Genomic DNA, 21996 nt, shown 5'->3' with positions numbered 1-21996 from the left:
CGATGGAGCCGCTTGCGATGAAGGAATCCGATCTCGAGTCCGAACCTCACGACCACGACGACCACGACGACCACGAAGCGTACGACGACGCGACGGGCAGCGACGCGGTGTTCGACGCGATCGTCACGAACGGCCCGCTGAACGATGCATGGCGGCTCACGCTATGGTCGAACTGCTACACCGAGCCGGTGTTCGCCGAGATGATCCAGGCGTTCGACGTCAGCCGCGACGAGTTCAACGTGCTGGCCTGCCTGTCGACCGTCGGCGCGATGACGGCGAAACAGATCTGCGAAGTGACGGGGCGGCCGAAGAACAGCATCAGCCGCGCGGTGAACCGGCTCGCGGAACGCCGGATGATCCGTCGCAAGACGAACGAGGACGACCGGCGGGAGATTCGCCTCGCGCTGAACGAAAGCGGCCGCCGGCTGTACGAACGCGTGCTGCCCGTCTCGCTCGACCGGCAGGCGCTGATGCTGAGCGCGCTCGACGCGGACGAACGCGCGATGCTCGATCGCATCCTGAACAAACTGATGGGCGCGCGGCGCGGATGGTGAGCACGAGGTGAGCGCGGTCGCGCCGCCGTAGCCCGCACGCGTGCGGGCGGGCGATCGAGTTGATGCGTGTCGCGCAAGACATGATGAAAAACGATCGCTTGAGGCTTGAATATTGGACGCATTCAATATCGTTCAGCGATTCATGTCGTTGTACTGAATAAATGAAAGGCGTATCCCGGATCGAAAGCGCGCCCCTTTCCGGCGCGACGACGGTCGATCGATCCGGAGAGTTGCGTTGAAAGCCATTGACGGAGAAGCTTCCATGAACAGCATTGTCGCACCTCCCCTGCAAACCGAACCCGGCGCGATGCAGGCCGGCCGTCCCGGCATGCAGCCGATCCTGTGCGTCGAAGGCGTTGGGAAGACCTTCGGCGTGCATCGCGTGCTGCAGGACGTCAGCTTCTCGATGAATGCGGGCGAAGTGATCGCGATCATCGGCCCGAGCGGGTCCGGCAAAAGCACGCTGCTTCGCTGCATCAACCAGCTCGAACCGCCGACCGAAGGCCGCGTGACGATCGGCGACGTGACGATCGAGGCGAACCATACGCCGCCGCGCCGCGAGCTCGTGACGCTGCGCCGCCGGATCGGGATGGTGTTCCAGTCGTTCAACCTGTTCCCGCACCTGAGCGTGCTGCGCAACGTCAGCCTCGCGCAGGAGCGCACGATGGGCCGCAACCGCGCGGACGCCGACCGGCGCTCGATGGAACTGCTCGAACGGGTCGGTCTCGCGAACAAGGCCGGCCAGTATCCGGTGCGCTGTTCCGGCGGCCAGCAGCAGCGCATCGCGATTGCCCGGGCGCTCGCGCTCGAACCGGAAATCATGCTGTTCGACGAGCCGACGTCGGCGCTCGATCCGGAGCTCGGCCTCGAAGTGCTCGCGGTGATGAACGAGCTCGCGCAATCCGGGATGACGATGATCGTCGTCACGCACGAGATGCATTTCGCGGAGAGCGTGTCGGACCGCGTGATCATCATGGCCGACGGGCGGATCCTCGAAGCGGGGCCGAGCGAGGCCGTGATGCGCCACCCGGGCACCGAGCGCGCGGCGAAATTCCTGAACGCCGTGAGGGACCGCTGAATGATCGACCATCTTTCCGCCATTCTCGCCGGCGTGCCGTGGACGATCGCGCTGACGCTGACGGTTTTCGCGATCGGCGCGGTGCTCGGGATGCCGCTTTGCGCGCTGCGCAGCGCCCGGAACCCGGTCGTGCGCGCGCTCGCGACGGCGTTCGTCGTCGGTTGCCGGTCGGTGCCGCCGATCGTCTGGCTGTTCTTCGTGTTCTTCGGGATCGGCAACGACCTGCTGCCGCTCAACCCGTTCACGGCGGCCGCGCTCGGCCTCGGCCTCGTGACCGCGGCCAATTTGTCGGAGGTCTATCGCGGTGCGCTGACGGCGATTCATCCGGGGCAGTACGAAGCGGCGAAAGTGCTGAATCTCACGCGCACGCAGCAGTTTCGCGACGTGATTTTCCCGCAGATGGTGCGTATCGCGCTGCCCACCGCGGCGACTTACCTGATCGGCCTGTTGAAGGACTCCGCGGTCGCGTCGACGATCGGCGTGAACGAACTGGCGTTCCAGGCGTACCACGTGTCGCAGCAGACGTTTCGCGGGCTGGGCGTCTACGCGGCCGCCGCGCTGCTGTATATCGCCCTCAGCATCCCGGTCGCATGGCTGTCGCGCTGGGCCGATCTTCACCTTCGTTCGCGGGTGTCGCGATGAGTTCCATGATCGATCTCTGGCAATCCTGGCTGCCCGACCTGCTCGGCGGCTACCGTCTGTCGCTCGAAGTCACCGCGCTGAGCCTCGCGATCGGCATTCCGCTCGGCCTCGTGCTCGCGCTGTGCGTGTCGATGAAGCCGAAGGCGATCCGCGTCGCGGCCATCGTGTTCGTCGAGATCGGCCGCGGCGCGCCGGCGCTGATCCTGCTGCAGTTCTTCTACTTCGGGTTGCCGAACGCGGGGCTGACGTTGTCGTCGTTCCTGTCCGCCGTGGTGGCGCTCGCGTGCTGCACCGGCGCCTATACGAGCGAGATCATTCGTGCCGGCTTCGATGCGGTGCCGCACGGACAGAAGGAGGCGGCCGCGGTGATCGGGCTCAATGCGGTCGACGCGCTGCGCTTCGTGATCGTGCCGCAAGGCCTGCGCGTCGCGCTGCCGGCCTTGCTCGGCTTCTCGATCATGATGCTGCAGGCCACGTCGCTGTGCTTCACGATCGCGCTGCCCGAACTCGTCAGCCGCGCGTCGAGCATCGGTTCGTCGACGTTCGAATACATGCCCGTGCTGCTGCTCGCCGGCCTGATGTTCGCGCTGATCTGCGTGCCGGCGACGTTCGCCGTCTCCGCGCTCGAGCGCCGTCTGGGGCGGCATGCAGTGCGCTGAGCCGCCGATGCCGTCCGATCCGTTCTTTTCATTTGCCGGTTTCCGTTTTTTTAACTGCCACGCTCTTTCGGGGACATTCTCATGACATCAACCAAGCGTCGCCTTTCGTTCGCGCTCGTCGGCCTGTGTCTCACGGGCTTCGGCGCCGCCGCCCACGCGCAGTCCTGCAAGCCCGCGCACCAGTTCGAGACGATCCGGCCCGGCACGTTGTCGGTCGCCGTGTGGGATTTCCCGCCGTATTCGATTCCGGCTGGCACGAGCGACATCAAGGGCGTCGACGGCGAGATCGTCAAGCAGATCGCCGCGCGCGAATGCCTGAAGATTGCGGTGTCCGTCATCGATCCGGCCGCCGTCGTGCAGTCCGTCGTGTCGCGTCGCGCCGACATCGGCCTCGGCGACTGGTATCGCACGGCCGACCGCGCGAAGGTGCTCGGCCTGAGCGATCCGATGTATCTCGACCAGATGGCGGTGATCTCGAAGCAGGGCGTCGACACGGTCGCGAGCATCGTCGGCAAGCGCGTCGGCACGGTGCAGGGCTATCTGTGGACCGGCGATCTGCAGAAGCTGCTCGGCAGTTCGCTCGTCGTCTACCCGAACCCGGTCGCGATGGCGCAGGATCTGGCCGCGGGCCGGATCGACGTCGGCACCGACAGCTATGCGGTGTCGAAATACAACCAGGCGAAGGGCGGCTATGCGTCGATGAAGATCATGCTCGTGAAGCCCGATCCGCGCGTGCCCGCGTCGCTCGAACCGGGGCAGACGGCGCTGCTGTTCACGAAGACGAACGCCGCGCTCGGCACGGCGCTCGGCGCCAATATCGACGCGATGCGCCAGTCGGGGGAGATCGCCCGGATCCTCAAGACCTACGGCCTGTCGGCATCGGCCGCCGATGTGGGCGCGCCGCGGATCATTCAGTGACGACAGCCGGCTGAGCCGCCCGCGCGGCGGCCGGAGCCAGGGCGGCAGGCGGTGCGCCCGCCCCGGGTGAAACGTCATCCACGTTTGAATCGCCCCCCGTTCATGGAATCGGGCCGGTTCATTGTTATCAATCAGGAGACCAAATGAACAAGAGTATGCGAAGACTGTCCGGCTGGCTGACCGTTACGTCGGCGTGCGTCGTTTGTCCGATCGCCGCGCACGCGCAGTCGACCGTCACGCTGTACGGCGTGATCGACGAAGGCATCGACTACACGAACAACAGCGGCGGCAAGTCGCTGTGGCACATGCAGGACGGCACCTATGACGGCATCTACGGAAGCCGTTGGGGCTTGAAGGGCAGCGAGGATCTCGGCGGCGGCCTGTCGGCGATCTTCAAGCTGGAATCGGGGTTCAGCGCGGAAAACGGGCAAATGCGACAGGGCGGCCGCCTGTTCGGCCGGCAGGCGTACGTCGGCTTGTCGGATACGCGATTGGGCACGGTGACGTTCGGTCGCCAGTACGATTCGATCGTCGACTATCTGCAGCCGTTGACCGCGCCCGGCCAGTTCGGCGGCCCGTTCGTGCACGCGGGCGACATCGACAACACCGACAATTCGTTTCGCGTCGACAATTCGATCAAGTATGCGAGCCCGAGCTTCGGCGGCCTGACGTTCGGTGGCATGTACTCGTTCACGAATTCGACGGCTCCCGGACGCGGCACGACCGGCATGTGGAGCGTCGGCGCGAGCTATTCGGTGGCGTCGTTCAATGTCGCGGCCGCCTATCTGTATGCGAAGAATCCGGCGCTGCTGTTCACGGACGGCGATTTCGTGTCCAACACGACGGGCCCGGCGATCGGTGCATCCGGGCCGTTCAGCTATGTCGGCAATCCGGCCAACGAGCAGGTGGTGGGCGCGGCGGCCAGCTATGCGTTCGGTCATGCGACGGTCGGGCTCGACTTCACCGATACGCGCTTCGAGCGCGCGAACGGCACGACGTCGACGGTGCGCTTCGACAACTACGAAGCGTGGGTGCGCTATGCGCTCACCGCCGCGTGGTCGGTCGGCGGCGCCTATACGTATACGCACGGGCATGTCGGTTACTCCGATGCCGCGCCGATCTACCATCAGGCCGGCCTGACGACGACGTACGCACTGTCGAAGCGCACGTCGGTGTATGCGATGGGCGTCTACCAGCGTGCGGGCGGTGCGGCGACGCAGGCCGCGATCTTCGACGGCGTGGTCGGCAATGCGTCGAGCAACAATCATCAGATCGCGTTGCGGATCGGGATGTATCACCTGTTCTAAACCTTGTGGGGCAGGCGGCAGGCGCCGGCCCCTTCATTTCTGGCGGATATGCGATGAGGATTCTGGTTCCAGTGAAGAGAGTGGTCGATTACAACGTGAAGGTCCGGGTGAAGTCGGACAACACGGGCGTCGACATCGCGAACGTGAAGATGTCGATGAATCCGTTCGATGAAATCGCCGTTGAAGAAGCCGTGCGCCTGAAGGAAGCGGGCGTGGCGACCGAAGTGATCGCGGTGTCGGTCGGTGTCGCGCAAGCGCAGGAAACGCTGCGCACGGCGCTGGCGATCGGTGCGGATCGCGCGATCCTGGTCGAGTCGAACGACAGCGTCGAGCCGCTGGCCGTCGCGAAGATCCTGAAGGCGCTGGTCGACAAGGAACAGCCGCAGCTGGTGATCCTCGGCAAGCAGGCGATCGACGACGATTCGAACCAGACGGGCCAGATGCTGGCCGCGCTGGCTGGCCTGCCGCAAGCGACGTTCGCGTCGAAGGTGACGATCGCCGACGGCAAGGCGACTGTTGCACGCGAAGTCGACGGCGGCGCGGAAACGCTGTCGCTTCAACTACCCGCGGTCGTGACGACCGACCTTCGCCTGAACGAGCCGCGCTACGTGACGTTGCCGAACATCATGAAGGCGAAGAAGAAGCCGCTGGAAACGGTGAAGCCGGAAGACCTGGGCGTGGACGTCGCGCCGCGCTTGAAGACGCTGAAGGTGGTGGAGCCGCCGAAGCGGGCGGCCGGCGTGAAGGTGCCGGACGTGAAGACGCTGGTCGAGAAGCTGAAGACCGAAGCCAAGGTGCTGTAAGAGGGAGCGGAAAGAAATGACGATTCTGGTGATTGCAGAACACGGCAACGCGTCGATCAAGGCCGCGACGCTGAACGCGGTGGCGGCGGCGGCCAAAGTGGGCAAATTCGTCGGCGGCGACATCCACGTGCTGGTGGCGGGCCACAACGCGCAAGCGGCGGCCGATGCAGCAGCGAAGATTTCAGGCGTCGGCAAGGTGCTGCTGGCCGATGCGCCACAGCTCGCGGGCGGTCTTGCCGAGAACGTCGAGGCGACGGTGCTGACCATCGCGGAAAACTACTCGCACATCGTTGTACCGGCAACGGCCTGCGGCAAGAACATCGCGCCGCGTATCGCCGCGAAGCTGGACGTCGCGCAGATCTCCGAGATCACGGCGGTTGTGTCGGCCGACACGTTCGAGCGTCCGATCTACGCGGGCAACGCGATCGCGACGGTGCAGTCGAGCGACCCGATCAAGGTGATCACTGTGCGTGCGACGGGTTTCGATCCGGTGGCAGCGGAAGGCGGCAGTGCATCGGTCGAGAAGATCGAAGCGGCAGCGGACGCAGGCAAGTCGCAATTCGTGAGCCGAGAGGTGACGAAGCTCGATCGCCCGGAACTCACCAGCGCAAGCATCATCGTGTCGGGTGGTCGTGGTCTGGGTAGCGGCGAAAACTACACGAAAGTACTGGAGCCGCTGGCGGACAAGCTTCAGGCCGCACTCGGCGCGTCGCGCGCGGCAGTCGATGCAGGCTACGTCCCGAACGACTACCAGGTCGGCCAGACCGGCAAGATCGTCGCACCGCAGCTGTACATCGCGGTCGGCATCTCCGGTGCGATCCAGCACCTGGCCGGCATGAAGGATTCGAAGGTGATCGTCGCGATCAACAAGGATCCGGAAGCACCGATCTTCAGCGTGGCCGATTACGGTCTCGTCGGCGATCTGTTCGTCGAGCTGCCCGGAATCGTGGCCGCGTTGTAGCATGGCAGCCCACTACCGGTCATCCCGATTCGCGAGCGCGCCGGGCGACTTGCGGGACGTGCGCAGGCAGGCAGCGATCGTCGCCAATTCCGACGACGCTGCCGTATGGCGCTGGTTTTCTTCGTTGATGGACGATCGCCGGGTTCGCTGGTGTCACGCGACAGACCGATGGTTCGTCAGCGTCGACAACCGGCACGTGGCAACCGAGCCGAGCTTCGACAGCGCGATTCGCGCCGCCAAGGCGGCGGTGGAGAGACGGGAAGGGCACGGCGCGGCCGGGTGAGGCACCAGGTTTCGCCGATCCAGTCGCTCGACAGGCCCGATTTCACGCGACGTATCGCCCGCCGCCGTCCGCATCGATCACGACGCCGCTCAGGTACGATGCGCGTGCCGAGGCGAGAAATGTCACCAGGTCGGCAATTTCCTGCGGTTTCGCGGCACGGCCGAACGGGAGATTCGCCAGCATGTCGTGCCATTTCGACGCATCGCCAAACCGTTGCGCGGCGCGCGTTTGCGATAGCGAAATCAGCCGCTCGGTTTCCGTCGGGCCCGGATTGACACCCAGCACACGCACGCCACGCCGTGTCGCGTGTGCTCCCACCGCCCGCGTGAACGCCACGAGCGCCGCGTTGCCTGCCGAGCCGCATAGATAGTCATAGTTCGGCATGACGCCGGCGATACCGACGACGTTGAGCACCACACCGGAGCCACGCGCCATCATCGACGGCAGCACGGCCCGCGTCAGGTTGATATAGCCGAATACCTTCAATTCCCACGCGCTTCGCCATTGGGTGTCGTCGATGTTTTCCAGCCCGCCGCCGGGAATGGCGCCCGCGTTGTTGACCAGGACATCCACCGATTCAAGCCGCTGCTGCAAGCGTTCGCGGCCTTCGTCGCTCGCGATATCCGCTACCACGCCCTCTACGTCGGCGCCGTGAAGCGTCTTCAGGCGCGCGACGGCATTGTCCACGCCATCCCGCTTTTGTCCCACCACGACGACTCGACTGCCTTCGCGCGCAAACGCGTCGGCGCAAGCAAACCCTATACCGCGTGTCGCGCCGGTGATCAGCACGTGCTTACCGCTCAACTCGAGATCCATGGTTCATCCTTCTATCCGTCGTTCGACATCGTTGATGAAATCGAGCACCGCGCGATTGAACGCATCGGGCGCTTCGAGATTGATCGCGTGGCTCGTGTCGGGCAGGACCCATAGCCGCGCGTTCGGGATCGTGCGCTTCAGGAAGAGCGACGGAGCAAGGCAGGGTTCGTCGTCGTCTCCCGCGACAATCAGGGCCGGCACATTCAATTCGCGCAGCGGCGCTTCAAGTTCGTAGAGCGTAGGGCGGCGCATCTGACATCCCTTTGCCGTCAGCGCCGTGCCTATTGCGGAATGTTGGGCAAACTGACGGAGAAATTCGTCGAAGCCCCGCGGATCCTTCTCCTTGAGCTTGCGCCTTGTCGGGCCGTTCAGATAGTCGGCTGCGCCGGCTTCCAACCCGTGGGCCAGGATGCGCGTGGCCAGCGCCTCGCTTGCCTCGCGGAACTGTTCAGGGGCGTCCGAGCCATGCCCGGCCGCGGCAACCACGATGGACCGCGTCACCTCCGGATGCGCAATGGCAAAACACAGTGCCGCATACGCGCCCATCGACAGGCCGACGATATGAGCATTCGACACGCCTGCGGCCTTTAGTACGCTCGCGATATCGGCTACTGCATGAAGGTGGCTGTAAGACTCGATATCGTCTGGAACGTCGGACGGCGGGTAGCCGCGCGCATTGAACGTAATGCAGCGAAATCGCTGCGACAGCGAGCGTACCTGATGCGCCCAGTTTCGGTGATCTCCCGCGAACTCGTGCAAGAACACGATGGCCGGGCCCTGCCCGGTCACTTCATAGAAAAGATTGATCCCGTTGGATGATGCAGTGGGCATGTCTGCTCCATTTTCGTGCAGGAAAGAGGGGCGCGGCGCAGGCTCGTCCGGATTCGCTACGCGCGTTCCACAAGGCACGAGTGTAGGTCTATTATCGATAAGGTAAAAATATGGGATTGTTATGGGTCTATCGTGTTTGGTTATTTCTCGACGATCGCCGATCGATCGGCCGCGAGCCTTTGCCATGAGCGTGAGAGGACGGGATGGATTTCAAGCAACTGCAATATTTCGCACGCATTGCCGAGCTGGGTAACATGACGCGCGCCGCGGAGACGCTCCACGTCGCCCAGCCGGCGCTGAGCCAGCAGATCGCCAATCTCGAGGGCGAACTCGACGCCCGGCTCTTCGACCGCGGCGTCTACGGGGTTCGCACCACCCCGGCAGGGGAAACGCTTTATCGCTATGCGAAGTCGCTGCTCAAGCAACTGGAGGACGCGCGACAGGCCATCTCAAGCGAGGTCGACCAGCCCAGCGGGCATGTCGTGATCGGCATTCCGGGCAGTGCCGGCAAGCTCGTCGTCACGCCACTGGTGAAGGAGTTGACCAGCCGGTCGGCGATCATGATGGAGATCATCGAACGGCCGAGCGCCGAACTCGTCGATCTGGTAATCGGCAGCAAGCTCGACGTCGCGCTCGGCGTCGACGTGCCGCGCCGCCGAGGGCTCGCCATTCATCCGGTCCTGCGCGAAGCGTTATTCGCGATCGCGCCGCCGAGCGAAGCGCGGACCGATGCGAGAACCAGGAAATCCGTCACGGCGAAAGAACTGGCCGCGCAGCCGCTGTTCCTGCCGGGTTTCCCCAATACGATCCGCCAGCGTGTCGAGGCGGCATTCCTCGAAGCGCATCTGGAATACAGGATAGTGAGCCAGGTGAGCTCGCTGGATATGGTGGTTCGGCTGGTTTCTTCCGGGCTGGGCTGGGGCGTGCTGCCCTGGTCGGCCGTGGCCGATGAGGTACGGCAGGGCAGAATCCGCGCGCTGCGTGTGTCGGATCGCGCCCTGTCGCGCGAGCTTTCGGTGTGCATCTCCGACTCCGTGCCATTGAGCCGCGCGGCGGAGGTGGTGCGCGACTGCATGCTCGACATCATTCAGGCCTTGATCCGGTCGAAACGATGGGAGCATGCCAGACTGGTCTCTCATGATTGACGTGTTAACGCCAAGGCGATAAGCCAGTCTTATCGATCCATCGGTATTCCATATTTGTTTGCGTATTGATCGGGTTCATACAATCGATCTGTCCGTGATGGACTGCGGCGCACGCGAAGACACGGATCTTCGCGAATACACAAAACATATGGAGACAACCATGTCAGGCAATTCCAGCCCATCCGCCACGACATGCGAGGCGGCATGCGCAAAGGCATTCTGGCGCATCGTGCCCGTGCTGTTCGTGAGCTACGTGCTCTGTTCGATGGATCGTTACAACGTCGCATTCGCGCAGATCCAGTTGCGCGAGGCGCGACACATCACCGACAGTATCTACGGTCTCGGCGCGACCCTGTATTTCGCAACCTATGTGGCGTTCGCCGTCCCGGCCAACATGCTGTTGCGCCGATGGGGGGCAAAGAGGGTGTTTTTCCTCATCATGCTCGGATGGGGCGTGTGCTCGACAGGCATGCTGCTGATCCGGACTCCCTATGAATTCTTTGCCGGCCGGCTACTGCTGGGCGCATTCGAGGCCGGTTTCTATCCCGGCGTCATTTACTATCTCAGGACATGGTTTCCGCAAACGCATCGCAGTCACGCTTTCGCGGTATTCACCTCGGGCGTGACTGTGGCAGGGGTCGTGGTGGGGCCGCTGTCGGGGTGGATCATGACCCGCTTCCATATGGCCGCCGGACTGGCCGGCTGGCAATGGCTATTCCTGCTCGAGGGATTGCCCAGTTGCCTGATGGCGATCGTTTGCTTCCTGGTTCTCAAGCAGGGGCCGTCCGAAGCCACCTGGCTGTCGCTACAGGAACGGCGCGCGCTGGAAGCGGCGCTCGCGCAAGACCGGCTCGCCGCATCGCGGCAGATCGTTCCCGCCGGCCGGTTCGGGATGCTTCGTTCAAAGCAGGTGTATCTGTTTGCGCTCGTTTATTTTTGCTCGATCTCCGGTGTCTATGCGTTGGGGTTCTGGGTGCCGGCGATCATTCGTGCCTATGGCGCGACCACGCCGCTCGAGATCGGCCTGTATTCAGTGATCCCCTGGGGGCTGGCGGCAATCGGCACGATCGTGATTTCGCGCCGCTCCGACCGCATGAATGAGCGGCGCTGGCACTCAGCGGGTGCGCTTCTCGTCGGCGCAGCCGCGCTTGGGCTGTCCACGCTGCCGCATCTGGGCTTTGCCGTCGCAATGTCGTTGCTCAGTGTCGGCGCGGTCGGGGTCATTGGCGCGATTCCCGTCTTCTGGACCATTCCCGCATCGGCGATGCCGGCGGAATTCGCCGCAAGCGGGGTGGGATTCATCAATTGCCTCGGCGTCAGCTCGGGCATGATCGCGCCGCTGTTGATCGGCCTCTTGAAGGAGCGAACCGGATCGCTGTCCCCGGGACTCGGGTGCCTCGTTGCAATGCTCGTTTCGGGCGCCGTCCTGCTGCTTGTCGTGACCCGGCCCGCACGTCGCTCGCCTCATGCCGCCGTCTCGCCCGTCATCGCGGCCCCGGTGCGCGCGCCTGGCGCCCATTCATCGACAGTCGAGGAACGCTAGTTCGATCGATAGTCTGCCTGCTCGGGAACGTATGGAGATATTAGGACTACTCATGCAAAACGAAAAAACTTCGTCATTTCAGCAACCGCTCAAAGGGCTCAAGGTACTCGAACTGTCTCAGATCATGGCCGGGCCGGTATGCGGCTTGATGCTGGCCGATATGGGCGCGGACGTCTACAAGGTCGAGAAGATTCCCTATGGCGACGACGCCAGAAGTTACGGGAAAGCGTCCGACGCGGGCACGCCGCCGTCGTTCATGATGCTCAATCGGGGCAAGCAGTCGATCGGGATCGACATCAAGAGCCATGCGGGCAAGGCAGTGCTACTGCGTATGGCGGGACAGGCGGACGTGTTGACGGAAAACTTTCGGCCGGGCGTGATCGAGCGTCTCGGACTTGGCTACGAAGTGCTGAGTCAGCTCAATCCGGCGTTGATCTATTGCTCCATCACCGGATACGGTCGTGAAGGGCCGCTCGCGCGCAAAGGCGGCTTCGATCTGATTCTGCAGGCGTTCAGCGGCCTCATCAGCGTGACGGGCGAAGAAGACGGCGAGCCCGTCAAGCCCGGCGTATCGATCGCGGACGTCAACGCCGGCATTCTCGCCGCGCTCGGTATCCTCGCGGCTTATGTGCACCGGTTGCGCACGGGGCTCGGGCAACGCGTGGACACTTCGCTGGTGCAGGCGTCGCTGCAGCAGATGTACTGGTACGCGGCCGCGTATTTCTCGCGAGGCGCGATCGCGAAACCCTCGGGCACCGCACATCCGCTGATCTCGCCTTATCAGGTCTATCGCTGTCGAGACGGACGCGTTGCGATCGGTGGCGCGAACGAAGCCAACTGGGCACGGATCGCCGAACTGCTCGGTCATCCCGAATGGAAGGCAGATCCGCGCTTCATGACACCGGATTCGCGACTTGCCAACCGAAAGGCACTGGAGCGACTCATCAACGATGTGCTGGCCACCGACGACGTGGCGTCGTGGCTGTGCCGATTCGACGAGGCATCGGTTCCGGCCGGCCCGGTACAAAACGTCGCTCAGGCACTGGAACACGAGCAGTCAAAGGCGACGCGAATGGTCGTCGAAGTCGAGGCCCCGAACGGGGGCACGACGCGTGCCCTCGGTTTGCCGATCCATTTCAATGGCACGACGCGGATCGCGTCGCGGGCGGCACCGCGTGTCGGGCAGGATACCATCGACATTCTGCGTCGCTTCGGATTCACTGACGGCGAGGTCGGGGATCTCATCGCATCGGGCATCGTGCTGCAGGCGGGTGCCTCGCTCGAAGCCGCTGCCGCCACGCAAGGATGACGTTCATGCATCGCATCGATATCGACGCGGATCGCGCCGGCTCTGCCCACGGACTCGAACTGCACGTCGAAGACCATATTGCGACCATTACGCTAGCTCGTCCCGAGAAGCGCAATGCGATGACACTCGACATGTGGCGTGAGCTTGCCTGGCTCGCCGCACAACTCGATGGCCGCGATGACGTGCGCGCGGTCGTTCTGACAGGCAGCCATGACAGTTTTTGCGCGGGTGCCGACATCACGGAATTCGATGAACTGCGTAACGACACGGCACAGGTGCTCGCCTATGACGCGATTTACGAGGCGGGATGCCGGGCACTCGAAACGCTCGGCAAGCCGGTTATCGCTGCGATCAACGGCTATTGCATGGGCGGCGGATGCAATCTTGCGCTAGCGTGCGACATCCGATTTGCTGCACCGCAAGCCACATTTGCAATTCCGGCGGCAAGGCTATCGGTGGTCTACGGCGCAGCGGGTACCCGCCGGCTTCTCAATCTCGTCGGCCCCGGGCGCGCGCGACGTATTCTATTCACGGGTGCCCGGATCGGGGCTTTCGATGCGCTGGGCGCGGGTCTGATCGACGAAGTTCATGACAATGTGTATGAAGCCGCGCGCCGATGTGCCGCGACGATGACGGCCGTTGCGCCGTTATCGATTCGCGGTGCGAAGGCGATCCTGGCAGCGCTCGAAACAGCATCGGAAAACCACGGCGAGCGGGTAGCCGAAGCCGCTATCCGTCGAGCCGCCAACAGCGCAGACTATGTCGAGGCGCGCACGGCTTTCAGGGAAAAGCGGGCGCCGCGATTTTGCGGTCACTGACCAGAATCGCCATACCCGCCATTTGCCCATCGCTCATGCATTCGGCGCGTGCCCCGCCGGCGACGTGCGCCCGAGCGCATCGAACGCCGGTTATGACGGAACGGGCATGCCGCCGTGCGTTGCGCTGCCGGGCGTGGTCTTCTAGCCTTGCGGACACTGAAGCACGATTCGCGCGATGAGCCCGGTCGGTTTGCGATTGACGAGCGTGAACGTGCCGCCGTGCGCATGCACGATTTCCCGAACGATCGACAAACCGAGCCCGACGCTCCCCGGGCGGTCGCCGCGTGCCGGATCGAGGCGTACGAAAGGCTCGATCACGTCCTTGAGTCGATGCTCGGGAATGCCTGGCCCGTCGTCGACCACGTCGATATGCACGCTCTGGCCGTCGACCGATGCAGTTACCGCGACGCCGCTCCCGAAGTGCAGCGCATTCTCGATGAGGTTCGTCAGCACCCGGCGCATCGCGTCCGGCCGGCAGAAGAAGCGGATCTGCTCCGGGCCGATATAGTGCACCGCCGCGCCGGCTTCCTCGTATTCGTCGCACAGCGTGGAGATCAGTGCGCCGAGGTCGAGCCACTCCTTCTCTTCGCGGTCCACGCCGCTGCTGAGGAACGCCAGCGCGGACGTGACCATCGCCTGCATCAGCTCGATGTTTCGTATCAGCTTGTCGCGCACGGATTCGCTCTGTTCCATTTCCAGCTGCAGCCGCATGCGCGTCAGCGGCGTGCGCAAATCGTGGCTGATCGCGGCCAGCATGCGCGTGCGGTTCTGGATCGACAGCGTGATGCGCGCCTGCATCAGGTTGAATGCATGTGCCGCCGATCGAATTTCGAGCGGACCTTCTTCCGCGATCGGCGACACCGACATCTGCTGGCCGAATGCGTCGGCGTGTTCGGACAACCGTCGCAACGGACGAATCACGCGCGAGATGGCCCACGCCGACATCGCGGCCACGCCCACGCACATGAAGATCAACGCGCCGTAGAAGGGAAAGGAATAGCGCGGCGGGTCGGCCGTGTCGCGGGCGGTCCGAATCTCGAGCGTCCGGCTGCCGAGCGGCACCCGTACCTGGATCGCCGCGTCCCCGGCATGTTCGGCCGCGCAAGCGCGTACGGACAGATCGGCCGCGCCCGTCAGCTCCGATTTCAGCACGGATTCGAGGTCCCGGGTGTCCAGTGTTTCCGTGGAGCAGGCCGACGCCGCCTGCGAGAGCCGGAACGACAGCCCCGGCTGCCGCATCGTCGCGATCACGGCGCCGCGCTCGGCGTCGGGAACCGCGCGGAGACTCTCGACCGCGCTGGCGATGCGATAGGCGCTCTGCCACGGCCACGGCGGAGCCGGCGGGGTGTGGTGCGACAGCAGAACGATGAACAGCAGGGCCGTCGCGCTCGACGAACACGTCAGGATCAGCAGGATCTGCCCGAGCGTGGTGGAGAAGACCCGGCGCATCAGACGAAGACCACGTCGGGCTGGAACGCGTAGCCGTCGGTGCGTACCGTCCGGATCGTTTCCTCGAGCGGATCGTTGCCCGCGAGCTTGCGCCGCAACCGGCTCACGAGCAAATCGATCGAGCGCCCCGAGATCGGGAAGTTGGTTCCGCGCGTGAGGTTGATGAGCTCTTCGCGCGAGAGCACCTTGCGGACGTGCTGGCAGAGCACGAGCAGCAGGTCGGTTTCCGCGCCCGTCAGCGGCACGCGCAGGCCGGCCGGCGAGCGTACGAAACGCCGGTACGGATAGAACGTGAAACCGGAAAACCGCAGGACCAGCTCGGTGACCGGTTTGCGTTCGTCGCCCTCCGCGGCGGCGGGGCGGCGCAACACGGCGCGGATGCGCGCCAGCAACTCGCGCGGATCGAACGGCTTGGGCACGTAGTCGTCCGCACCGAGTTCGAGGCCGACCACCTTGTCCGTCGGATCGTCGAGCGCCGTCAGCATGATGATGCGCGGCCCGCCCTTCGCATGCAGGCGACGGCACAGATCGAGCCCGTCCTTGCCCGGCAGCATCACGTCGAGCAGGACCAGGTCGACGTCGTCCGTCGCGAGCAGCGCGTCGGCGGCTTCGACGCTGTCCGCGACGTGCGTGACGTAGCCCTTGCCGGACAGAAAGGCGGCCAGCGGGACGCTGATGTCTGCGTCGTCTTCGACGATCAGGATGGAATTGCCGGTCAATGGAGTCCCCGTTGTTGCGTGCGTGTCGTATGCGGCGCGCGGCCGCGGTGCATTCGCCGACCAATGTACTCCGGTGCGCGCGATCGGTCTGTGTCAATCACGACACATTATATAAATGCACATAATAATCAACAACTTACGAGACGTTTGACGTATCGTGCACCCCATCTTGGAAGGGTGATGGTCGTACACATGAACAAGCAGTTGGAGTGTTGCCGGTTGCGTTTGCCGGCGTTATCCGGGCCAGCATCGCCGGCGCGCGCGACGCGCTGGCCGGCCATGCTGGCGTTGTGCGCGTCGCTCGCGCTCGCGGGTTGCGGCGATCGTGGTACGGCAGCTGGCCCGGGTGCCGCCGCGGCGGCCGTCGAGGTCGGCGTCCAGACCCTCGCGCCGCAGCGGATCGACGAGCGCACGGCGCTGTCGGGGCGCCTGTCGGCGCTGCAGGTGTCCGACGTGCGGCCGCAGATCGGCGGGATCGTGCGCAAGCGGCTCTTTACCGAAGGTGCCGACGTCAAGGCCGGACAGGTGCTTTACCAGATCGATCCGGCGGCTTACCAGGCCACCTACGACCAGGCGCGCGGCACGCTTGCGAAGGCCGAAGCGACGCTCGCGTCGGCGAAGACGAAGGCCGCGCGCTACGCGCAGCTCGCGAAGATCGGCGCGGTCAGCGCGCAGGACAACGACGACGCGGTCGCGGCCGTGCGCGAGGACGAGGCCGACGTGCTGGCCGATCGCGCGTCGCTCGAATCGGCGCGCGTCAATCTCGGCTACACGCGGATCACCGCGCCGATCGCCGGGCGCATCGGCGCGTCGTCGGTGACCGAAGGCGCGCTGGTGACGGCCGACCAGACCACCGCGCTCGCGACCATTCAGACATACGACCGGATGTATCTCGACGTCACGCGCTCGAGCGCGGAATGGCTGCGACTGTGCAAGGCCTATGCATCGGGCCGCCTGCAGCGCGCCGGCGACGGCGCCATCGTGCGGCTCACGATGGAAGACGGCACGCCGTATCCGCATGACGGCGTGCTGCAGTTCTCCGGCATCACCGTCGACCAGACGACCGGATCCGTCACGCTGCGGATCATCTTCCCGAACCCCGACGGCGAACTGCTGCCGGGGATGTTCGTGCGTGCGCAACTCGACGAGGGCGTCGATGCGAATGCGCTGCTGGTGCCGCAGCTCGCCGTCACGCGCGCGTCGGACGGCACCGCGAGCGTGTGGGTCGTCGATGCGACCGGCCACGCGAAGCAGATAACCGTGCGCGCCGACAACGCCTATCGCGACCAGTGGATCGTGTCGAGCGGATTGAAGGCGGGCGATCGCGTGATCGTCGACGGCTTGCAGAAGGTGCAGGCCGGCACGGCGGTGCGCGTGGCGGCCGATACGCCGGCCGCGAAGTCGTAAGGAGGGCGCATGGCAGGATTCTTCATACAGCGCCCGATCCTCGCATGGGTGATCGCGATCGTGATCATGCTGATCGGCGCCGCCGCGACCACGACGCTGCCGGTCGAGCAGTATCCGACCATCGCGCCGCCGTCGGTGCGCGTGAGCGCGACCTATCCGGGCGCGTCGGCCGACACGGTGGCCAAGACCGTCACGCAGGTGATCGAGCAGAAGCTGTCCGGCATCGACAACCTGATGTACATGTCGTCGACGAGCAGCAACGCGGGGCAGGCGACGATCAACCTGACGTTCGCGCCCGGCACCAACGCCGACATCGCGCAGGTGCAGGTGCAGAACAAGGTGACGCAGGCATCGGCGTCGCTGCCCGAAACGGTCCAGGAACAGGGCGTGCAGGTCGCGAAGGCGTCCAGCAACTTCCTGATGATCGTTGCGCTGTCGTCGCCCGGCGGCACGCTGAACTCGATCGATCTCGGCAACGTGATCGCGACGCAGATCGAGGATCCGCTCACGCAGCTGACCGGCGTCGGCGACGTCACGCTGTTCGGCGCCGAGCACGCGATGCGGATCTGGCTGAACCCGGTCAGGCTGAAGAGCGTCGGGCTCACCGCGTCGGACGTGACGACCGCCATCACCAGCCAGAACGTGCAGTTGTCGGTCGGCGAGCTGGGCGGGGCGCCCGCGACGGATGCGCAGGCGATCAACGCGACCATCGCGTCGTCGAGCCTGCTGACCACGCCCGAACAGTTCGGCAACATCCTGCTGCGCGTCAATGCCGACGGCTCGAAGGTGCTGTTGAAGGACGTCGCGCGCATCGAGGTCGGCGGCGATTCGTACGATACGTCGTCGCGCAGCGACGGCAAGCCGGCCGCCGCGCTCGCGATCAAGCTGTCGACCGGCGCGAACGCGATGTCGACGGCGAAGAAGGTGCGCGCGAAGCTCGCCGAACTGCAGCCGCAGTTGCCGAAGGACGTCGCGATCAGCTATCCGTACGATTCGACGCCGTTCGTGAGGATCTCGATCGAGGAAGTCGTGAAGACGCTCTTCGAGGCCGTGATCCTGGTGTTCCTCGTGATGTACCTGTTCCTGCAGAACCTGCGCGCGACGCTGATCCCGACCATCGTCGTGCCGGTCGCGCTGCTGGGCACGCTGGGCGTGATGTCGGCGATCGGGTTCTCGATCAACGTGCTGTCGATGTTCGCGATGGTGCTCGCGATCGGGCTGCTGGTCGACGATGCGATCGTCGTCGTCGAGAACGTCGAGCGGATCATGGCCGACGAGAAGCTCGGGCCGAAGGCCGCGACGAAGAAGGCGATGGGGCAGATCACCGGCGCGCTCGTCGGCGTGACGACCGTGCTGACCGCCGTGTTCATTCCGATGGCGTTCTTCTCGGGCTCGACGGGCGCGATCTACCGGCAGTTCTCGGTGACGATCGTGTCCGCGATGGTGTTGTCCGTGCTGCTCGCGCTGACGCTGACGCCCGCGCTGTGCGCGACGCTGCTCACGCCCGCGTCGGCCGGGCAGCACGCGCGCCGCGGGTTCCTCGGCGCGTTCAACCGGATGTTCGAGAAAAGCAACGCGGGATACAGCGCGACGCTCGCACGCGTCGTCGCGAAGCCCGCGCGCTGGATGATCGCCTATGCGCTGGTCGCCGGCATCGTCGCGCTGCTGTTCGCGACGCTGCCGTCGTCGTATCTGCCGGAAGAGGACCAGGGCTCGATCATGGTGTCCGTGTCCGCGCCGGTCGGCACGCCGGCATCGGGCACGCTGAAGACGGTCCAGGCGGTCGAACAGTATTTCCTGAAGCAGCCGGCCGTCGCGCACGTCATGACGGTCAACGGGTTCAGCTTCAACGGCCAGGGGCAGAACAACGCGTTCGCCTTCGTGCAGCTCAAGGACTGGGGCCAGCGCGGCTCGAACGACAGCGCGCAGGCGGTGATCGATCGCGCGAACGCCGCGTTCGCGAAGCGTCGCGATGCGCAGATCTTCGTGATGAACCAGCCCGCGATCCAGGGGCTCGGCACGCAAAGCGGCCTCGACTTCGAGATCGAGGATCGTTCGGGCCAGGGGCACGACAAGCTGCTGAGCGCGCGCAACCGCTTCATGGCGCTGGCCGCGAAGGAGCCGTCGCTCGCGATGACGCGCCCGGCAGGCCTCGAGGACACGCCGCAGCTCTATGTCGACATCGACCGCGAGAAGGCCAGTGCGCTCGGGCTGTCGGTCTCGGATATCGACACGACGCTGTCGACCGCGTTCGGCTCGTCGTACGTGAACAACTACATCGACACCGGCCGGATCCAGAAGGTCTACGTGCAGGCCGACGCGCCGTACCGGATGATGCCGTCGGACATCGGGCAGTGGTATGTGCGCGCCGATTCATCGTCGTCTTCGACCTCTTCGTCGGGCACGTCGGCTTCGTCGACGACGACGTCCTACGACGGGCAGATGGTGCCGTTCTCGGCGTTCTCCAGCACGCGCTGGACCTTCGGCCCGCCGCAGATCGAACGCTACAACCGCGAGCTCGCGATGGAGATGAGCGCGCAGACGGCGCCCGGCGTCAGTACCGGCCAGGCGATGACGGCGGTCGAGAAGATCGCGCAGCAGTTGCCGAGCGGCTTCGGCATCGAATGGACGGGCCAGTCGTATCAGGAGGTACTGGCCGGCTCGCAGGCGACCTACCTTTACGCGATCTCGCTGATCGTCGTGTTTCTGTGCCTGGCCGGGCTGTACGAAAGCTGGTCGGTGCCGCTCGCGGTGATTCTCGTGGTGCCGATCGGCGTGCTCGGCGCGCTCGGCGCCGCGCATCTTCGCGGTCTGTCGAACGACGTGTACTTCAAGGTCGGCCTGTTGACGACGATCGGCCTGTCGACGAAGAACGCGATCCTGATCGTCGAATTCGCGAAGGGCCTGCAGGCGCAGGGCCGCGGGCTGCTCGACGCGACGCTCGAGGCCGCGCACCTGCGGTTGCGGCCGATCCTGATGACGTCGCTCGCGTTCGTGTTCGGCGTGCTGCCGCTCGTAATCAGCACCGGCGCCGGCTCGGCCGCCCGGCATGCGATCGGAACGGGCGTCGCGGGCGGGATGATCGCCGCGACGGTGCTCGCGATATTTTTCGTGCCGGTGTTTTTCATCGTCGTGCGCAGGCTGTTCAACGAACACGGCCACGACGGCGCGCGGCACGACGAGGAACAAGCATGAAACTGAAATGCCTGACGCTGGTTTGCGTTGCCGCGCTCGCTGCGTGCTCGCTCGACCCCGTCTATCAACGTCCGGCCGCGCCGATGGCCGGCGCATGGCCGAGCGGGCCGGCGTACGGCACCGCGTCCGCGCCGTCCGCGCCGTCCGCGGCCAGCGGGGCCGCGACGCCGGTGGCGGCCGAAGTCGGCTGGCGCGATTTCTATCGCGATCCGCACCTGCGGAAGCTGATCGCGCTCGCGCTCGACAACAACCGCGACCTGCGCGTGGCCGCGCTTCAGGTCGCCGAATACGAAGCGCAGTACCGCATCACGCGCGCGGCGCTCGCCCCGTCGATCGACGCGACCGGATCGCTGTCGAATGCGCGCAGCGACGGCACGACCACGCGGTCGAGCAGCGTGTCGGTCGGCACGACGTCGTGGGAGATCGACTTCTTCGGCCGCCTGCAAAGCCTGAAGCGGCAGGCGCTCGAGAACTACCTGTCGACCGATGCGTCGCGCGTGAGCACGCAGTTTTCGCTGGTCGCGACCGTCGCGACCGACTATCTGCAACTGCGCGCCGACGAGGCGATGCTCAAGATCACGACGGATACGGCGGCAGCCGACCAGCGCACCTACGACCTGACGGTCGCGATGCAGAAGATCGGCAGTGCGTCGCTGCAGGACGTGCGCGAGGCGCAGACGTCGCTCGCGAGCGCGAAGGCGAGCGTCGCGTCGTACACGCGGGCGGTCGCGCAGGACCGCAACACGCTCGCGGCGCAGATCGGCTGCGCGCTGCCGGACGATCTCGACTCGGGCCCGACGCTGTTCGACGGCGACGCGATGTTCGCGGACATCGGCGCCGGCGTGCCGTCCGACCTGCTGGCGCGCCGGCCCGACATCGAGGCCGCCGAACATACGCTGAAGGCCGCGAACGCGAACATCGGCGCCGCGCGCGCCGCGTTCTTCCCGAAGATCGCGCTGACGGCGACGGCCGGGACGGCCAGCACCGGCCTGGCGCAGCTGTTCAAGGCCGGCACCGGCGCATGGACGTTCGCGCCGTCGATCACGATGCCGATCTTCGATTACGGCAGCAACAAGGCATCGCTCGACGTTGCGCGGATCGAGAAGGACATCGACGTGGCGGACTACGAGAAGGCGATCCAGACCGCGTTCAAGGAAGTCGCCAATGCGCTGGCCGGGCGCGAGACCTATGTGACGCAGGTCGACGCCGATCGCGAGTACGTGCGATCCGCTCAGGATTACTACGATCTTGCGCAAGCGCGCTACCGGACCGGCACCGACAGCTTCCTCACGCTGCTGACCGCGCAACGAACGTTGTATACGGCGCAGCAGCAGCTCGTCACCGATCAACTGTCGAAGCTGTCGAATCTGGTGACGCTGTACAAGGTGCTCGGCGGCGGCTGGTCGGAAAGGGCTGACGATGCGTCGCAAGCGGGCGACGCTCGGCATGTGTCAGGGCAGTCGTGAGCGAAGCGCGGAAGCTGCGAGCTTCAATCGATTGCCGGAAGTCGGGGGCGGCAGATGGCAGCCGTCTCCGGATGCAGTGCATTCACGACGTGA

20 protein-coding genes are annotated in these 21996 nt (G+C 65.1%); 16 read left to right on the top strand and 4 right to left on the bottom strand.

Going from position 1 to position 21996, the window contains the following annotated elements:
- Positions 1 to 17: 17 nt before the first annotated feature.
- The 9 genes from BME24068_RS08460 to BME24068_RS08420 all read left to right on the top strand — a co-directional run bounded on the left by BME24068_RS08460 (position 18) and on the right by BME24068_RS08420 (position 7205).
- Positions 18 to 554 (top strand): MarR family winged helix-turn-helix transcriptional regulator, encoded by a 537-nt coding sequence (locus tag BME24068_RS08460; RefSeq protein ID WP_174925761.1) that lies wholly within the window; start codon positions 18 to 20, stop codon positions 552 to 554.
- Between the two features lie 262 nt (positions 555 to 816).
- Positions 817 to 1632, top strand: a complete 816-nt coding sequence (locus tag BME24068_RS08455) for an amino acid ABC transporter ATP-binding protein (RefSeq protein ID WP_275404998.1) — start codon at positions 817 to 819, stop codon at positions 1630 to 1632.
- On the top strand, positions 1633 to 2274 hold the full coding sequence (locus BME24068_RS08450) for an amino acid ABC transporter permease (protein ID WP_174925760.1): 642 nt from the start codon (positions 1633 to 1635) through the stop codon (positions 2272 to 2274).
- Complete coding sequence (locus BME24068_RS08445; protein WP_096506982.1) at positions 2271 to 2933, top strand: amino acid ABC transporter permease; 663 nt, start codon at positions 2271 to 2273, stop codon at positions 2931 to 2933. The genes BME24068_RS08450 and BME24068_RS08445 overlap by 4 nt, the downstream gene beginning before the upstream one ends.
- Positions 2934 to 3014: 81 nt before the next feature.
- Entirely contained in the window at positions 3015 to 3851 is an 837-nt protein-coding gene (locus tag BME24068_RS08440) for a substrate-binding periplasmic protein (RefSeq protein WP_174925759.1), read from the top strand.
- A 143-nt stretch (positions 3852 to 3994) separates the two neighbouring features.
- Positions 3995 to 5158, top strand: coding sequence for a porin (locus BME24068_RS08435; RefSeq protein ID WP_174925758.1), 1164 nt, complete (start codon positions 3995 to 3997; stop codon positions 5156 to 5158).
- 53 nt (positions 5159 to 5211) lie between these two features.
- Positions 5212 to 5961, top strand: coding sequence for an electron transfer flavoprotein subunit beta/FixA family protein (locus tag BME24068_RS08430; RefSeq protein ID WP_174925757.1), 750 nt, complete (start codon positions 5212 to 5214; stop codon positions 5959 to 5961).
- Between the two features lie 16 nt (positions 5962 to 5977).
- Complete coding sequence (locus tag BME24068_RS08425; protein WP_174925756.1) at positions 5978 to 6922, top strand: electron transfer flavoprotein subunit alpha/FixB family protein; 945 nt, start codon at positions 5978 to 5980, stop codon at positions 6920 to 6922.
- 1 nt (position 6923) lies between these two features.
- Positions 6924 to 7205, top strand: a complete 282-nt coding sequence (locus BME24068_RS08420) for a hypothetical protein (protein WP_096506977.1) — start codon at positions 6924 to 6926, stop codon at positions 7203 to 7205.
- 42 nt (positions 7206 to 7247) lie between these two features.
- On the opposite strand, the gene BME24068_RS08415 is transcribed toward BME24068_RS08420, so the two are convergent.
- Positions 7248 to 8021, bottom strand: a complete 774-nt coding sequence (locus tag BME24068_RS08415; RefSeq protein ID WP_174925755.1) for a short-chain dehydrogenase/reductase — start codon at positions 8019 to 8021, stop codon at positions 7248 to 7250.
- Positions 8022 to 8024: 3 nt separating this feature from the next.
- Positions 8025 to 8852, bottom strand: a complete 828-nt coding sequence (locus tag BME24068_RS08410) for an alpha/beta fold hydrolase (protein WP_174925754.1) — start codon at positions 8850 to 8852, stop codon at positions 8025 to 8027.
- 203 nt (positions 8853 to 9055) lie between these two features.
- Between BME24068_RS08410 and BME24068_RS08405 the strand changes: the two genes are divergently transcribed.
- The 4 genes from BME24068_RS08405 to BME24068_RS08390 all read left to right on the top strand — a co-directional run bounded on the left by BME24068_RS08405 (position 9056) and on the right by BME24068_RS08390 (position 13667).
- The gene (locus BME24068_RS08405) at positions 9056 to 9997 is read left to right on the top strand and encodes a LysR substrate-binding domain-containing protein (protein ID WP_174925753.1); all 942 of its coding nucleotides are present in this window, start codon (positions 9056 to 9058) and stop codon (positions 9995 to 9997) included.
- Between the two features lie 160 nt (positions 9998 to 10157).
- Complete coding sequence (locus tag BME24068_RS08400) at positions 10158 to 11540, top strand: MFS transporter (protein ID WP_174925752.1); 1383 nt, start codon at positions 10158 to 10160, stop codon at positions 11538 to 11540.
- Positions 11541 to 11592: 52 nt separating this feature from the next.
- Positions 11593 to 12849 (top strand): CaiB/BaiF CoA transferase family protein, encoded by a 1257-nt coding sequence (locus tag BME24068_RS08395; RefSeq protein ID WP_174925751.1) that lies wholly within the window; start codon positions 11593 to 11595, stop codon positions 12847 to 12849.
- A 5-nt stretch (positions 12850 to 12854) separates the two neighbouring features.
- The gene (locus BME24068_RS08390) at positions 12855 to 13667 is read left to right on the top strand and encodes an enoyl-CoA hydratase/isomerase family protein (protein ID WP_239007959.1); all 813 of its coding nucleotides are present in this window, start codon (positions 12855 to 12857) and stop codon (positions 13665 to 13667) included.
- Between the two features lie 141 nt (positions 13668 to 13808).
- Here BME24068_RS08390 and BME24068_RS08385 read toward each other — a convergent pair whose 3' ends face one another.
- Together BME24068_RS08385 and BME24068_RS08380 are read right to left on the bottom strand one after the other, a co-directional pair.
- Positions 13809 to 15116, bottom strand: a complete 1308-nt coding sequence (locus BME24068_RS08385; RefSeq protein ID WP_174925749.1) for an ATP-binding protein — start codon at positions 15114 to 15116, stop codon at positions 13809 to 13811.
- Positions 15116 to 15835 carry a response regulator gene (locus tag BME24068_RS08380; RefSeq protein ID WP_174925748.1) on the bottom strand — a complete coding sequence of 240 codons (720 nt, stop codon included), beginning with the start codon at positions 15833 to 15835 and terminating at the stop codon, positions 15116 to 15118. The genes BME24068_RS08385 and BME24068_RS08380 overlap by 1 nt, the downstream gene beginning before the upstream one ends.
- A 279-nt stretch (positions 15836 to 16114) precedes the next feature.
- Between BME24068_RS08380 and BME24068_RS08375 the strand changes: the two genes are divergently transcribed.
- The 3 genes from BME24068_RS08375 to BME24068_RS08365 are packed head-to-tail and all read left to right on the top strand — an operon-like array spanning position 16115 to position 21903.
- A complete protein-coding gene (locus BME24068_RS08375; protein WP_174925747.1) occupies positions 16115 to 17242 on the top strand; it encodes an efflux RND transporter periplasmic adaptor subunit in 1128 nt (375 codons plus the stop codon).
- 9 nt (positions 17243 to 17251) lie between these two features.
- Entirely contained in the window at positions 17252 to 20437 is a 3186-nt protein-coding gene (locus tag BME24068_RS08370) for an efflux RND transporter permease subunit (protein ID WP_174925746.1), read from the top strand.
- A complete protein-coding gene (locus BME24068_RS08365; protein ID WP_174925745.1) occupies positions 20434 to 21903 on the top strand; it encodes an efflux transporter outer membrane subunit in 1470 nt (489 codons plus the stop codon). Before BME24068_RS08370 ends, BME24068_RS08365 begins: the two co-directional genes overlap by 4 nt.
- Positions 21904 to 21996 lie beyond the last annotated feature (93 nt).

This window comes from Burkholderia anthina, assembly GCF_902498995.1.
GTDB classification, from domain to species: domain Bacteria; phylum Pseudomonadota; class Gammaproteobacteria; order Burkholderiales; family Burkholderiaceae; genus Burkholderia; species Burkholderia anthina.
This window is presented reverse-complemented; position numbering and strand designations above follow the sequence as displayed.

What these genes read in the sequence shown, in the direction of transcription:
- BME24068_RS08460 (WP_174925761.1), top strand. Translation starts at nt 18, where the DNA reads ATGAAGGAATCCGATCTCGAGTCCGAACCTCACGACCACGACGACCAC.
- BME24068_RS08455 (WP_275404998.1), top strand. Translation starts at nt 817, where the DNA reads ATGAACAGCATTGTCGCACCTCCCCTGCAAACCGAACCCGGCGCGATG.
- BME24068_RS08450 (WP_174925760.1), top strand. Translation starts at nt 1,633, where the DNA reads ATGATCGACCATCTTTCCGCCATTCTCGCCGGCGTGCCGTGGACGATC.
- BME24068_RS08445 (WP_096506982.1), top strand. Translation starts at nt 2,271, where the DNA reads ATGAGTTCCATGATCGATCTCTGGCAATCCTGGCTGCCCGACCTGCTC.
- BME24068_RS08440 (WP_174925759.1), top strand. Translation starts at nt 3,015, where the DNA reads ATGACATCAACCAAGCGTCGCCTTTCGTTCGCGCTCGTCGGCCTGTGT.
- BME24068_RS08435 (WP_174925758.1), top strand. Translation starts at nt 3,995, where the DNA reads ATGAACAAGAGTATGCGAAGACTGTCCGGCTGGCTGACCGTTACGTCG.
- BME24068_RS08430 (WP_174925757.1), top strand. Translation starts at nt 5,212, where the DNA reads ATGAGGATTCTGGTTCCAGTGAAGAGAGTGGTCGATTACAACGTGAAG.
- BME24068_RS08425 (WP_174925756.1), top strand. Translation starts at nt 5,978, where the DNA reads ATGACGATTCTGGTGATTGCAGAACACGGCAACGCGTCGATCAAGGCC.
- BME24068_RS08420 (WP_096506977.1), top strand. Translation starts at nt 6,924, where the DNA reads ATGGCAGCCCACTACCGGTCATCCCGATTCGCGAGCGCGCCGGGCGAC.
- BME24068_RS08415 (WP_174925755.1), bottom strand. Translation starts at nt 8,021, where the DNA reads ATGGATCTCGAGTTGAGCGGTAAGCACGTGCTGATCACCGGCGCGACA.
- BME24068_RS08410 (WP_174925754.1), bottom strand. Translation starts at nt 8,852, where the DNA reads ATGCCCACTGCATCATCCAACGGGATCAATCTTTTCTATGAAGTGACC.
- BME24068_RS08405 (WP_174925753.1), top strand. Translation starts at nt 9,056, where the DNA reads ATGGATTTCAAGCAACTGCAATATTTCGCACGCATTGCCGAGCTGGGT.
- BME24068_RS08400 (WP_174925752.1), top strand. Translation starts at nt 10,158, where the DNA reads ATGTCAGGCAATTCCAGCCCATCCGCCACGACATGCGAGGCGGCATGC.
- BME24068_RS08395 (WP_174925751.1), top strand. Translation starts at nt 11,593, where the DNA reads ATGCAAAACGAAAAAACTTCGTCATTTCAGCAACCGCTCAAAGGGCTC.
- BME24068_RS08390 (WP_239007959.1), top strand. Translation starts at nt 12,855, where the DNA reads ATGCATCGCATCGATATCGACGCGGATCGCGCCGGCTCTGCCCACGGA.
- BME24068_RS08385 (WP_174925749.1), bottom strand. Translation starts at nt 15,116, where the DNA reads ATGCGCCGGGTCTTCTCCACCACGCTCGGGCAGATCCTGCTGATCCTG.
- BME24068_RS08375 (WP_174925747.1), top strand. Translation starts at nt 16,115, where the DNA reads ATGCTGGCGTTGTGCGCGTCGCTCGCGCTCGCGGGTTGCGGCGATCGT.
- BME24068_RS08370 (WP_174925746.1), top strand. Translation starts at nt 17,252, where the DNA reads ATGGCAGGATTCTTCATACAGCGCCCGATCCTCGCATGGGTGATCGCG.
- BME24068_RS08365 (WP_174925745.1), top strand. Translation starts at nt 20,434, where the DNA reads ATGAAACTGAAATGCCTGACGCTGGTTTGCGTTGCCGCGCTCGCTGCG.